A 13077-nucleotide genomic window follows, 5' to 3' on the forward strand; every position below is an offset into this window, starting at 1 on the left:
TTTTACTCCGCCAAAACCCAGGTGTCCTTGACGCCGCCACCCTGCGAGGAGTTCACGACCAGCGATCCCTCCTTCAGCGCGACGCGGGTCAGGCCGCCCGGCACCAGTTCGATTTTCTCGCCGACAAGGCAATAGGGCCGCAGATCGACGTGCCGCGGTGCGATGCCTTCCTCGACAAAGGTCGGCGTGGCAGACAGCGCCAGCGTCGGCTGCGCGATATAGTTTTCCGGATGCGCCTCGATCTTGGCGCGGAACGTCTCGATCTGATCCTTGGTCGATTTCGGCCCGACAAGCATGCCGTAGCCGCCCGAGCCATGCACCTCTTTCACGACCAGTTCGCCCAGGTTTTCAAGGACATATTTGCATTCGTCGGGCTTGGCGCATTGCCATGTGGGGACGTTGTTCAAAAGCGGCTCTTCGCCAAGATAGAAGCGTATCATCTCCGGCACAAAGGTATAGACCGCCTTGTCATCGGCCACGCCCGCCCCCGGCGCCGAGCAGATCGAGACCCCGCCGGAGCGGTAGACATCCATCAACCCCGGAATGCCCAGCATGGAATCGGGGCGGAAGCAGAGCGGGTCCAGGAAGGCGTCGTCGATGCGCCGATAGATCACGTCGAGCTTCTTCGGCCCCTCGGTCGTGCGCATCCAGACGAAGCCGCCCTCGACAAACAGATCGGCGCCCTCGACCAGTTCGACACCCATCAGATCGGCCAGGAAACTGTGTTCGTAATAGGCGCTGTTGTAGTGACCGGGGGTCAGGATGGCGATCGTCGGCTCGCGTTCGCATTTCGCCGGCGCCACCGAGGCGAGCGTGCGGCGCAGCGCATCGGAATAACCATCGACCGGCTCGATGCGGTTTTCGCGAAACAGCTGCGGGAACATCCGCATCATGATTTCGCGGTTTTCCAGCATGTAGCTGACGCCCGAGGGCGTACGGCAGTTGTCTTCGAGCACGAAGAATTCGTCCGCCCCCGTCCGCACGATGTCGATGCCGACGATATGGGAATAGATGCCGCGCGGCGGCGTGAAGCCCGCCACGGCGCGCTCGAAGGCCTCGTTCTGAAACACCATCCGCGCCGGGATCTTGCCCGCGCGGACGATCTCGGCGCGGCCGTAAACGTCGAGCAGGAACGCGTTCAGCGCCCGCGCGCGTTGCTTGATGCCACGTTCGAGCTTGCGCCATTCGGCTTGCGTGAAGACGCGGGGAAACATGTCGAAGGGGATGAGCCGGTCCGGATCGCCCCCCTCGCCATAGACCGCGAAGGTGATGCCGATGCGGCGGAAAAGCGCCTCTGCCTCGGCCTGTTTCATTGCGCGCAATGCGGCGGGCATCGCCTTGGTCCAGTCTTCAAGCCGCGCATAGGGCTCGCGGACCTGGCCGCCCTCGTACATTTCGTTGAAATAAGTCGTCATGCGTGATTCCCTCGCCCTGATTGAATCCTAGGCAGGGCGCGGAGGAAGCGGAAGCGCTGCAGCACGAAAGAGGCCAGAAAGCGCGAAAGAGCCGCCCGATCGCTGTGCGTTTGCACAATATTGCAGCAAATCAACGATCCGGACCCGGCTTGCACGGCCCCTGCCCTGCCCCTATCTGTGAACGGACACCAAGGAGAACGCCATGATCCGCCGTTTTTGCGCCCCCGTTTCCGCCGCCCTGTTCGATGCCGCGCCCGCGCAGGGAGGGGCCGGTGACTTCGGCGCCCTGCCCGACTGGGACCTGAGCGATCTTTACACCGCCCCCGATGCGCCGGAATTCGCCCGCGACATGGCCTGGCTCGAAACCGAATGCGCCGCTTTCGCCCGCGACTACGAGGGCAAGCTGGCCGCGCTCGATGCGGCCGGAATGGCCGAGTGCATCGCGCGGCACGAAGCGATCGAGACCACGGCCGGGCGGATCATGTCCTATGCGGGGCTGCGCTATTATCAGAACACGGTCGATGGCGAGCGCGCCAAGTTCATGTCCGATGCGGGCGACAAGATCACCACCTTCACCACGCCGCTGGTCTTCTTCAGCCTCGAATTCAACCGGATCGAGGATGCGCAGTACGAGGCCGTCTTTGCCGATCCGCGCGTCGCCCGCTTCAAGCCGGTCTTCGACCGGATGCGGGCGATGAAGCCCTATCAGCTCTCGGACGAGCTGGAAAAGTTTCTGCACGATCAGTCCGTTGTCGGCGCGGCTGCGTGGAACCGGCTGTTTGACGAAACCACCGCGGCGCTGGAATTCACCGTCGCGGGCGAGACGCTCAGCCTTGAAGCCACGACGACGCTGATGAGCGATCATGACCGGGGCAAGCGCGAGGCCGCGGCGCGTGAACTCGCCCGGGTCTTTGGCGAGAACGTCAAGCTCTTTGCCCGCGTGCACAACACGCTCGCGAAGGAAAAGGAAATCGAGGATCGCTGGCGCAAGATGCCGACGCCGCAGCTGGGGCGGCACCTGTCGAACCATGTCGAGCCCGAGGTGGTCGAGGCGCTGCGCAATGCGGTCGTCGCCGCCTATCCGCGGCTCTCGCATCGCTATTATGCGCTGAAGGCGAAATGGCTGGGGCTGGAGAAGCTGCAGGTCTGGGACCGCAACGCCCCCCTGCCGACCGAGACCCCGCGCAAGATCCTCTGGGACGAGGCGAAGGCGACGGTTCTGGGCGCCTATGGGGCCTTTTCGCCGCGCATGGCCGAGATCGCGCAGCCGTTCTTTGACAAAGGCTGGATCGACGCCGGGGTGAAGCCGGGCAAGGCGCCGGGGGCTTTCGCGCATCCGACCGTCACCACCGTGCACCCCTATGTGATGCTGAACTACCTTGGCAAACCGCGCGACGTGATGACCTTGGCGCATGAACTGGGCCACGGTGTGCATCAGGTGCTGGCGGCGGGTCAGGGTCCGATGCTCTCGGATACCCCCCTGACGCTTGCCGAAACGGCTTCGGTCTTTGGCGAGATGCTGACCTTCCGCGCGCTGCTCGATGCCGCCAAGACCCCCGCCGAGCGCAAGCAACTGCTCGCGGGCAAGGTCGAGGACATGATCAACACCGTCGTGCGGCAGATCGCGTTTTACGATTTCGAATGCAAGCTACATGCCGCGCGTGCGACGGGCGAGCTGACGCCCGAGGATATCAACGCACTCTGGATGTCGGTGCAGGCCGAAAGCCTTGGCCCGGTGTTCGAATTCATGCCGGGCTACGAGACCTTCTGGACCTATATCCCGCATTTCGTGCATTCGCCGTTCTACGTCTATGCCTATGCCTTCGGCGACGGGCTGGTGAATGCGCTTTACGCGACCTATGCGGCCGGCCTGCCCGACTTCCAGACGAAGTATTTCGAGATGCTGGAAGCGGGCGGCTCGAAGCACCACAAGGATCTGCTGGCCCCCTTTGGTCTGGATGCCTCGGACCCGGCGTTCTGGGACAAGGGTCTGAGCATGATCGCTGGCTTCATCGACGAGCTGGAGGCGATGGAAGCCTGACCCCACGTCCGAGCTTTGCGCCTGCGCCCGGCCCTGCTAGCCTTCTCGAAACGGGAGGGATCGCATGGGCTGGGGCAAACGCATCGCAATGGGGCTTGGCGGGGCCGTCATCCTGGCGGCGGGGGCGTTCTTCGCCTTCGCCCCCGGGATCGTCGAAAAGGGACAAAACCGGGTCGTGCCGCATGATCCCTGGCCGGTCTCGGAGCGCGCGGCGGCGCTGCACAAGACGCTCACCATCGGCGATTGGCATTCCGATGCGCTCTTGTGGGACCGCGATCTGCTGACGCGCTCGGACCGCGGCCATGTCGATCTGCCGCGGCTGCGGGCAGGCAATGTGGCGGTGCAGGTCTTCACCACGGTGACGAAAACCCCCGCCGGGATGAATTACGAGCATAACGCCGCGGGGGCGCGGGACAACATCACGTTGCTGGTCTTCGGGCAACTGCGGCCGGTGCAGACCTGGTTCAGCCTGACCGAGCGCGCGCTGGATCAGGCGGCACGGCTGGCCGCGATGGCCGACAAGGCGCCCGATCAACTGGTGGTCGTGCGCAGTGTGGCCGATCTCGACCGCGTGCTGGCGGCGCGGGCCAAGGGAGCCGAGACCGTGGCCGGGCTCCTTGGCGCCGAGGGCGGCCATGCGCTCGAAGGCGAGATCGAAAATCTGGATCGGCTCTATGATGCCGGGTTCCGGCTGATCGGGCTGACGCATTTCTTCGACAACGAACTTGGCGGCTCGCTGCATGGCGAGGACGACGCCGGGCTGACGCCTTTCGGGCGGCAGGTGGTCGCGGCGATGGTGCAAAAGCATATGGTGATCGACCTCGCCCATGCCTCGGAACAGATGGCAAAGGACGTTCTGGCGATGGAGGGCACGCGCCCGATCGTCAGCCATGGCGGTATTCACGGGGTCTGCCCGGTGAAGCGCAACTTCCCGGATGCGCTGATGCAGGAGATTGCCGCGAAGGGCGGTGTGATCGGCATCGGCGACTGGGCCGAGGTGACCTGCGATGCGACGCCCGCGGGCGTGGCAAGGTCGATCGCCGCCGCCGTGGCGCTTGTGGGCGAGGATCACGTCGCGCTCGGCTCGGATTTCGACGGCGCGGTGGAAACGCAATTCGACAGCGCGGAGCTTGCCGCGCTGACGCAGGCGCTCATCGATGCCGGGCTGAGCGAGCCGACGATCGCCAAGGTGATGGGCGGCAACATGGTGCGCGTCCTGCGCGAAACCCTGCCGCAATAGGCACAAGAGGATTTCGCCGCGCTGTCGCGCGGCGACCCGCCGGGGGCTTTGCCCCCGGACCCCCAAGATGCGTATTTTGCCAAGGAAAACCGATCTCGTTTTCGTCCGACACCGGATCGCTTCCCCGCGCCCAGTTTTCCTTGGCAAAATACGCCGGGGGGTGCGGGGGGCGGAGCCCCCCGTGGGTCGCCCCGGCTTGCCGGGGCGAAAGCCCCTCGTTGTTCAGTCCCAGAGACTTTCGACTTCGAACCGGGTCAGCCGGGGATGGGCCGGAGGGCCGAGTTCGGCCAAGCTCGCGATCTGCGGAAATTGCGCCTCGAAGAGCGAGAGCATGCGCGGATCGATCATCCGCTCCACGCCCTCTCCGGGGTGAAACGCCTCGACCTCGAGCCCGGCCACCCGGATCGAGCCGTGGTGTTCCAGAACCGCGTGATAGACCGTGACCGGCGTCGAGGGGGTGACCTCGATCACGCTGATCCCGTCGATGAAGGCGCGCGCGGGCACATAGGCCGCTTCCAGCCCCGACACCCGGCGCAGTCGCGGATCGCGCAGGCAAAGCCGCGCCCGCGGGCCGAGCACCACATCAAGCAACGGTCGCCCCGCCCCGAAGGCCTCGGCGGTGATCCGGGTCAGGCTGACCTGTTCCTCCAGATCGCGGCCGTTTTCGGCGCCGGGATAGATCACCATCGAGCCGATCCAGGTCACCCGCTCCGACCGGCCCTCGGCGGTCAGGACGCGCTGGCCGGGCAGAAGATCCTCGACCGCAACCGGCCCGTCTTCGGTCAGGATCACCGAGCCCCGCGCAAGCGCCGAGAAGGCTTCCTCGAAAAGCGGCGTGGCGGGCGCAAGGCGCGTGCTGTCCATGATCGTGCCGTCCGGCGTCAACCAGCAGGCCTCGTAACGCCGGGTGAGCGGCATCGCCCGCAGGCTTTTCGCCACCGGAACGGGCGGCTTGCGCGCGGGAACCCCGGCGGGATGGTCGCTGCGGACGACGGGCAGCACAGACTGCCCGGCCCCGAGCCGGTGGGTAATCGACATGGCACAGCCTTCCGGTCTGGTCACATCTGCGACGGCCCCCACCGAATGCAGAAAGACCCCGACAGATTGCCCAACCGGTCAGCGCGCGTCAAATTTCGTGAAGAATTGCTGAACGCCGGAAACCCAATCCGGCTTCGTGCGGCGCAACTTGGGGCGGATCGGGCAACAGTGCCCAGATTCCGCCGCAATTGGTTCGAATCACCCGGTCCTTGGCCGGGGGTGGCAGCCCCCGGCCCTTGCAGACCAACGGGCCCCACACCCGAAAGGTGCATGACCCGCCCCCGGATGGGGGTCAGACAAGATTTGGGGACATTCTCAGCAGGCCGCGACCGACGGACGCTTCACAGGGGCTTGCGCCACCGATCCCTTGCGCCGTGCCAGCATCTCGGCCCGATGGGCCCCACGTTGCCACGGCATCGCCACAGTGGTCTTGGCGGCGCCCTCAAGAGCCGTCTTCATCCAGCGCGGCGTTGATTTCAGGGTCATTCTGCTCTCCTGCGGTTTCGGGACCGACGCGTGACGTCGCCCGGTTGTTTCCTTTTCCCCCCGCAATACGGCAGCGATTTGGCACCAAGGGTGCATTCCTGCGCCGCCGACGGGCGGAATTGTGGCACCGATTGTTGCGCAGGAGCAGAAAAGAAAGGGTTAACGCCCCTTTCAGCACGGATTTCGCCACAATCCGGGTCAGCCTATGGCCGAAGCTACAGGATCAGAGACGAATCGCCGAGATCAGGCGACCGTAATCGGCCTCGCCCGCATGGGTGGTGCGGCGGAAGGAATAGAACCGCGCGGGGTCGGAATAGGTGCAATGGCGCGTCCATTCCGCATGGCCGACGCCCGCCGCGCGCAGCCGCGCAAGCCCATAGGCCGGCAGGTCGAACATCGGCTTGCCCGCGGGCCCGCCAGCGAAGAAGCGTGCCGCCTGCGGATCGTCGATCAGGAAATTCTCCATGAAGTCATGCCCGACCTCATAGGCGCGCTGCGAGATGCAGGGCCCGATCACCGCGGTGATCCGCGCGCGTTCTGCCCCCAGCCCCTCCATCGCGTCGAGCGTCGCCTCGAGCACGCCGTCATGGCTGCCGCGCCAGCCCGCATGCGCCGCGCCCACCACCCCGGCCGCCACATCGGCAAAGAGCACCGGCTGGCAATCCGCCGTCAGCACGCTCAGCACCAGCCCCGGCCGCTTCGTCACCAGCGCATCGGCGCGCAGGATCTGGGCGGGAACCTCGTGCACCACCAGCACATCGGCGGAATGGATCTGATTGACCCCCACCAGCGCCGCGGGCGCCACCCCCATCGCCGTCGCCACGCGCGACCGGTTCAGCGCCACCGCCTCGGTCTGATCCGAGGAGCCGTGGCCGCAGTTCAGCCCCGAGAAGATACCGGAGGACGCCCCGCCCTTTCGGGTGAAGAAACCGTGCTTCACATCCTTGAGGGCGGGCGAGGTCAGGATTTCGAGCGTCGTGGGCATGGATCAAACATCAAAGCCCGGAGGCACCGGGGCGGTTACGGGGAAAATGGCAAGACTTTGGAACACCTGACCCATTTCTTCGGGATGGGTCAAGCGTCGATGCGCGGCGACATGGGCCTGACGTGCCGCGCCCGAGAGCTTCGCCGCCAGCGCCTCGGCCCTGGCGGTGATGCCGAGCCGCTCCAGCAGCACGCCCTGCGGGGTCATCGCCGAGGCCTGCGCGCCCGCGGCACGGGCGGCCTCGGCCAGCGGTTCGAAGGCGACATGGGCGGTCAGATCGGCCTCGCCCGGGGTGGCGAAAGGGTCGCAATAGCTATGCGCCTTGACCGCCTGAAAGGTGTCGCCCAGGCTGCGCCAGTGGCCGTAGTCGATGACGAGTGCGACGCCGCCATGGGTCGCGATGCGGCGGGCGATCTCGGCCATGATCGGCGCGGCGGCGGGACAGGTTTCGACCACATCGCCCGGTTTCGTGTCGGCCAGCCGAGGTTCGAGCGCGGCAAAGCGGCTGGGCGGGGCAAGGCCGGGCACGAGGCTGCAGCCCTGCAGACCCACCTGACGCTCGGCCCAGCCCGCCTCGGTGCGCTGGAATTGCCGGATCGGCAGGGCATCGAAGAACTCGTTCGCGAGCAGGAAAAGCGGCGCCTCGGGCAGGGTCGCGATGCTGTCGTGCCAGGTGACGGCATGGCCCCGCAGGGTCTCGCGCTGCACCGCGCGCAGGGTGGGCGAGGCCTCGATCAGATGCAGCTGCGCCGCCTCTGCCATGCCGGGTACGCGGGCGAGGACGCGCGCCACATCGGCGGACAGCGTGCCCCGGCCCGGCCCGATCTCGGCCAATGTGAAAGGCGCGGGGCGGCCCTGATCGAGCCAGACCTGCGCCAGACACAGGCCCAGCATCTCGCCGAACATCTGGGAAATTTCCGGTGCGGTGATGAAATCGCCTGCGCGGCCAAAGGGATCGCGGGTGGCGTAATAGCCATGCGCGGGATGCAGCAGGCAGTCTGCCATATAGGCATCAAGCCCGATCGGCCCCTCGGCCGCGATGCGGGCTGCGAGACGCCGCGCGAGCGGGGTCACTTTGCCCCCCGCATCCGGGCGTAAAGGATGAGCGCGCCCCCAAGCAGGATCATCGGCACCGAGAGCGCCTGCCCCATGGTGATGCCAAGGTCGCCCAGAAAGAAGGCGTAGCCCATCGGGTTGACGTCGGTGGCGAATTGCGCATCGGGCTGGCGGAACAGCTCGACGAAGGCGCGGGCGAGCCCGTAGCCGATCAGGAACACCCCCATCAGCAGCCCCGGCTTGCGCAGCGCGCCCCGCGCGAAAAGCCACCACAGAATGGCGCCCAAGAGCAGCCCCTCGAGCCCGGCTTCGTAAAGCTGCGAGGGGTGGCGGGCGCAGCTGTCATCGACCTGCCCGGCCCAGCCGTTGCAGATCTGTGCCGCATCGACCGGGAAGATCACGCCCCAGGGCATGTCGGTCGGCCGCCCCCAGAGCTCGGGCTTGATGAAATTCGCCAGACGCCCGAGGAAGAGCCCGATCGGCGCGACAAGGGCAAAGGCATCGCCCACCGGCAGGGGCGCGATGCCACGCCGATGGCAAAATGCGAGCCCGGCGATCACGACGCCCGCAAAGCCGCCGTGGAAGGACATGCCGCCCTCCCAGACGCGGACGATCGCGAGCGGGTCCTCTAGATAGGTGCCCGGATCGTAAAACAGCACAAAGCCCAGCCGCCCGCCCAGAATGACGCCAAGGATCACCCAGGTCAGCAGATCCTCGACCGCTTCGGGCGCCATCGGCGCGCGTTTGCCCCAGAGCTTCGGGCGCCGCATCAGCGCGACGACGATGCGCCAGCCCGCCAAAAGCCCCGCGATATAGGCCAGCGCATACCAGCGGATCGGCCAGTCGACGAACGGGATTTCGAAGGCATCGGGGGAGATTTCGGGGAAAGGCAGGGCCATGGCATCCTCGGGGCTTCAGCGCCGCCACTTGGCCCTTGCGCTGCGGCGAAGTCAACCTTGTCTCGGCGGGCTTCGCAGCCCATATAGGGCGCAAGCGGGGCCGCGGCGGCGGCCCGCATTGCAGAAGGTGAAGACGATGCAAGCTCCGAACAAACTCTTCGACGAGATGTCGAAGCTGATGACCAATGCGATGGGCGTGGCGCAGGGCGCCAAGACCGAGGCGGAAACGGCGATGAAAAGCTGGATGGACCGCTGGATGGCCGACCGCGATTTCGTCACCCGCGAGGAATTCGACGCGGTGAAGGCGATGGCCACCAAGGCCCGCGAAGAAAACGAGGCGCTGAAGGCGCGTCTTGATGCGCTGGAAGCCAAGTAAGCTTTCGGCTTTTTCTTGGGAAAAATACGCCCGCCGGAGGCAACCGCCTTCGGCGTTGGCATTTCAAGGGCGTATTTGCGCCAAGAAAAAACGCAGGCTTCAGTTCAGCGCCACATCCTGCGCAAGCTTGCCGTCGGGGCGATAGACCAGCACGCGCCCGGATTGCGTCACGACCACGGTGAAGCCGCGCCCGAAGGTCACGGTTTCCACCTTTTCCCCCGCGGGCAGCGCGATCGCTGCGGGCAGGTCCGGCAATTTCGTCGCCCCCGGCAAGCGGGTGACAAGCAGGAAGATGATCGTTAGAAGGCCGAAGATCATCACGCCCGCAAGCGTGGTGGTGAGAATCTTCAGAAACTTCACCTCGGGCGGCGGCGCCGGATCGGAAGGCATCATGTCGGACATCGCGGCACACCTCCTGCGCATCGAAATCGGCGAAGACCCCGCCGATCGGCTTGATAAGGCATTGGCGGCGCTTGTGCCAGAAGAAGCGGCGCTGTCGCGCTCGCGCCTGGCCCGGCTGATTGCCGAAGGCGCGGTGACGAAGGACGGCGTGGCGATCACCGACCAGAAGGCCAAGGTCGCCCCGGGCGAGGTCTACATGATCGCGGTCGAACCGCCCCGCGCCGTCGAAACCGTGGCGCAGGACATTCCGCTGACCGTGCTCTGGGAAGACGAAGACCTGATCGTGATCGACAAACCCGCGGGGATGGTGGTGCATCCGGCGCCGGGCTCGGAAGACGGCACGCTGGTCAATGCGCTGTTGCACCATTTCGGCGGGCGGCTCTCGGGCATCGGCGGCGAGGCGCGGCCGGGCATCGTGCACCGGATCGACAAGGAAACCTCGGGCCTGCTCGTCGTCGCGAAATCCGACCGCGCCCATCACGGGCTCGCGGCGCAATTCGAGAAACACACGGTGCACCGCCATTACACCGCGCTGGTGCAGGGCGTGCCCTCGGCCGCCGATCCGCGCCTGCGCGGCATCCGCGGGGTGAATTTCGAGCAGGGTGGCATCTTGAAGATCACCTCGCAACTCGCCCGCCACCCGACCGACCGGCAACGGCAGGCGGTGCTGTTCACCGGCGGCCGCCATGCGGTGACCCGCGCCCGCACGGTCGAGGCCTTTGGCGGCGTGGCCGCCCTGATGGATTGCTGGCTCGAAACCGGCCGCACGCATCAGATCCGCGTGCACATGGCGCATGTGGGGCATGGGCTCGTCGGCGATCCCACCTATGGCGGCAAACGCAAGCTTTCCGTCCGCGCGGTGGGCGCTGCAGCGGCCGAGGCCGTGGCCAATTTCCCGCGTCAGGCGCTGCATGCGACGACGCTCGGCTTCACCCATCCGGTCACGGGCGAGGAACTCAGCTTCACCTCTCCCCTGCCCGCGGATATCGAGGCGCTGCTCGCCATCCTGCGCGCAGGACCGGGCGCCGCCTGATCTCACAGTTGCGTCATCTGTGCTTGCCCGACGGCGGAATCAGGCCCATCCTGCGTTCATCCCCCATGACGGAGGACCGAAGCCCTTGAAGCGACAGGCCTCCTTCCCCATCTGGGGTGCGAAGGGAGAATGACCACATGTCGAGCTACGCCAACCTGCCAGCCCCCAGCCCCGAACAGGGGTTGAACCGCTATCTGCAGGAGATTCGCAAGTTTCCGCTTCTGGAACCGGAAGAGGAATACATGCTGGCCAAGGCCTGGGTCGACCATCAGGACCCCAAGGCCGCGCATCGGCTGGTGACCTCGCATCTGCGGCTCGCCGCGAAAATCGCCATGGGCTATCGCGGCTATGGCCTGCCGCAGGCCGAGGTGATTTCCGAAGCCAACGTCGGGCTGATGCAGGCGGTGAAGCGCTTCGACCCGGAGCGCGGGTTCCGGCTGGCGACCTATGCGATGTGGTGGATTCGTGCCGCGATTCAGGAATACATCCTGCGCTCGTGGTCGCTGGTGAAGCTCGGTACCACCTCGGCGCAAAAGAAGCTCTTCTTCAACCTGCGCAAGGCGAAATCGAAGATCGGCGCCTTCGAGGAGGGCGATCTGCGCCCCGATGCGGTGGCCAGGATCGCCAAGGATCTGAACGTCACCGAAGACGACGTGATCGAGATGAACCGGCGTCTGGCCGGATCGGATGCCTCCTTGAACGCGCAGGTCGGCGCGGGCGACGGCGAAAGCGCCACGCAATGGCAGGATTGGCTCGAAGACGAGGATGCCGATCAGGCCGAGGCCTATGCCGAGGAAAACGAGCTGCAGGCCCGGCGCGCGATGCTGGTCGCGGCGATGGATGTGCTGAACGAGCGCGAACGCGACATCCTGATGGCGCGGCGGCTGCGCGACGAGCCGGTGACGCTGGAGGAACTGTCGGCGCAATATGACGTCAGCCGCGAACGCATCCGTCAGATCGAGGTGCGGGCGTTTGAAAAGCTTCAGGGCCGGATGAAGGCGCTCGCCAAGGAAAAGGGCATGGCGCTGCCGGGCTGACGTTGCCCCCCTTGGCACCGCGCGCTAGCTTGGCGCCAAAGGGAGACGACCATGCAGCCAGTGACTTTCGGAATTCTCGGCGCGTCGGATTTCGCGGCGCGCCGGATGGGGCCCGCGATCCATGCCGCCAAAGGCGCGCGGCTTGCGGCGCTGGCGACCTCCTCCCCCGCCAAAGCCGAGGCCTTCACCGCCTTCGCCCCCGATCTGACCCTGCATGACAGCTACGAGGCGCTTCTGGCCGATCCCGCGGTCGAGGTCGTCTACATTCCCCTGCCCAATCACCTGCACGTGGAATGGGGAATCAAGGCGCTTGCCGCTGGCAAACATGTGCTGATCGAAAAGCCGCTCGCCCTGCGCGCCGAGGACATCGACCCGCTGATCGCCGCCCGCGACGCCGCGGGCAAATGCGCGGCCGAGGCCTACATGATCGTGCACCACCCGCAATGGCAGCTGGTGCGGCGCTGGCTCGACGAGGGCCGGATCGGGCGGCTCAAACACGCCGATGTGGCCTTCAGCTTCGACAACCCAGACCCCGCGAACATCCGCAACCGCGCCGAGACCGGCGGCGGCTCGATCCCCGATATCGGCGTTTATGCCTATTCCTCGATCCGCTTCGCGACGCGCGCGGAACCCGTGCGGCTCGTCTCGCGCATCAAGCGCGAACATGGCGTCGACACTTTCGCGCAGGTCTGGGGCGAGATGGCGGGCCCGGGCGGGGACTTCACCTTCGCCGCGATGACCTCGACCCGGCTCTTCCCGCGGCAGGAGGTGACCTTTCAGGGCGAGACCGGCCGGATCACCCTTTCGGCGCCCTTCAACGCCGGGGTCTTCGATCAGGCCGAGGTGACGCTGCACGGGTACAATAGCGCCGAGACCCACCGCTTCCCCGGCGTGAACCAATATGTGCTGCAGGTCGAAGCCTTTGTCCGCCACATCCGCACGGGCGAGCCCTATACGTGGAGCCTCGAAGAGGCCCGCGCCGGTCAGGCGATGATCGATCTGGTGCGCGCGGGCGAAATCTGAGCGCAAGGCCGGGGGCGCTGCCCCCGGACCCCTGAGGTATTTATGG

At 66.2% G+C, this 13077-nt stretch carries 13 protein-coding genes; 6 read left to right on the forward strand and 7 right to left on the reverse strand.

Translation table 11 applies throughout. The features are described from left to right. Window positions 1-2 precede the first annotated feature (2 nt). Window positions 3-1415, reverse strand: a complete 1413-nt coding sequence (locus tag C8J30_RS13040; protein WP_110806287.1) for a circularly permuted type 2 ATP-grasp protein — start codon at window positions 1413-1415, stop codon at window positions 3-5. Between the two features lie 202 nt (window positions 1416-1617). On the opposite strand from C8J30_RS13040, the gene C8J30_RS13045 reads away from it, so the two are divergent. Next, window positions 1618-3456: a M3 family oligoendopeptidase gene (locus C8J30_RS13045; protein WP_110806288.1), complete on the forward strand. Its 1839-nt coding sequence runs from the start codon at window positions 1618-1620 to the stop codon at window positions 3454-3456. A 64-nt stretch (window positions 3457-3520) separates the two neighbouring features. Then, window positions 3521-4696, forward strand: coding sequence for a dipeptidase (locus C8J30_RS13050; RefSeq protein ID WP_110806289.1), 1176 nt, complete (start codon window positions 3521-3523; stop codon window positions 4694-4696). 222 nt (window positions 4697-4918) lie between these two features. Here C8J30_RS13050 and C8J30_RS13055 read toward each other — a convergent pair whose 3' ends face one another. The 5 genes from C8J30_RS13055 to lgt form a co-directional block, all read right to left on the reverse strand. Continuing rightward, on the reverse strand, window positions 4919-5734 hold the full coding sequence (locus C8J30_RS13055) for a Hint domain-containing protein (protein ID WP_110806290.1): 816 nt from the start codon (window positions 5732-5734) through the stop codon (window positions 4919-4921). Between the two features lie 315 nt (window positions 5735-6049). Beyond that, on the reverse strand, window positions 6050-6220 hold the full coding sequence (locus C8J30_RS18675) for a hypothetical protein (protein WP_181420872.1): 171 nt from the start codon (window positions 6218-6220) through the stop codon (window positions 6050-6052). A 223-nt stretch (window positions 6221-6443) separates the two neighbouring features. Next, entirely contained in the window at window positions 6444-7205 is a 762-nt protein-coding gene (gene pgeF / locus C8J30_RS13060; RefSeq protein ID WP_110806291.1) for a peptidoglycan editing factor PgeF, read from the reverse strand. A 3-nt stretch (window positions 7206-7208) separates the two neighbouring features. Beyond that, window positions 7209-8279 (reverse strand): class I SAM-dependent methyltransferase, encoded by a 1071-nt coding sequence (locus C8J30_RS13065; protein ID WP_110806292.1) that lies wholly within the window; start codon window positions 8277-8279, stop codon window positions 7209-7211. Continuing rightward, window positions 8276-9160 (reverse strand): prolipoprotein diacylglyceryl transferase, encoded by an 885-nt coding sequence (gene lgt, locus C8J30_RS13070; RefSeq protein ID WP_110806293.1) that lies wholly within the window; start codon window positions 9158-9160, stop codon window positions 8276-8278. The genes C8J30_RS13065 and lgt overlap by 4 nt, the downstream gene beginning before the upstream one ends. A gap of 136 nt (window positions 9161-9296) precedes the next feature. Here lgt and C8J30_RS13075 point away from each other — a divergent pair, with 136 nt between their 5' ends. Then, window positions 9297-9536: an accessory factor UbiK family protein gene (locus C8J30_RS13075; protein WP_023916636.1), complete on the forward strand. Its 240-nt coding sequence runs from the start codon at window positions 9297-9299 to the stop codon at window positions 9534-9536. Window positions 9537-9635: 99 nt separating this feature from the next. On the opposite strand, the gene C8J30_RS13080 is transcribed toward C8J30_RS13075, so the two are convergent. After that, window positions 9636-9938, reverse strand: coding sequence for a DUF6476 family protein (locus tag C8J30_RS13080; RefSeq protein ID WP_181420873.1), 303 nt, complete (start codon window positions 9936-9938; stop codon window positions 9636-9638). On the opposite strand from C8J30_RS13080, the gene C8J30_RS13085 reads away from it, so the two are divergent. The 3 genes from C8J30_RS13085 to C8J30_RS13095 all read left to right on the forward strand — a co-directional run bounded on the left by C8J30_RS13085 (window position 9928) and on the right by C8J30_RS13095 (window position 13031). Further along, window positions 9928-10971: an RluA family pseudouridine synthase gene (locus tag C8J30_RS13085; RefSeq protein WP_110806294.1), complete on the forward strand. Its 1044-nt coding sequence runs from the start codon at window positions 9928-9930 to the stop codon at window positions 10969-10971. The genes C8J30_RS13080 and C8J30_RS13085 overlap by 11 nt on opposite strands. 137 nt (window positions 10972-11108) lie before the next feature. Beyond that, complete coding sequence (gene rpoH, locus C8J30_RS13090; protein WP_110806295.1) at window positions 11109-12008, forward strand: RNA polymerase sigma factor RpoH; 900 nt, start codon at window positions 11109-11111, stop codon at window positions 12006-12008. Between the two features lie 51 nt (window positions 12009-12059). Further along, window positions 12060-13031, forward strand: a complete 972-nt coding sequence (locus C8J30_RS13095) for a Gfo/Idh/MocA family protein (protein WP_110806296.1) — start codon at window positions 12060-12062, stop codon at window positions 13029-13031. Window positions 13032-13077 lie beyond the last annotated feature (46 nt).

The sequence above is a fragment of the Rhodobacter viridis genome (assembly GCF_003217355.1).
Classification (GTDB): domain Bacteria; phylum Pseudomonadota; class Alphaproteobacteria; order Rhodobacterales; family Rhodobacteraceae; genus Rhodobacter; species Rhodobacter viridis.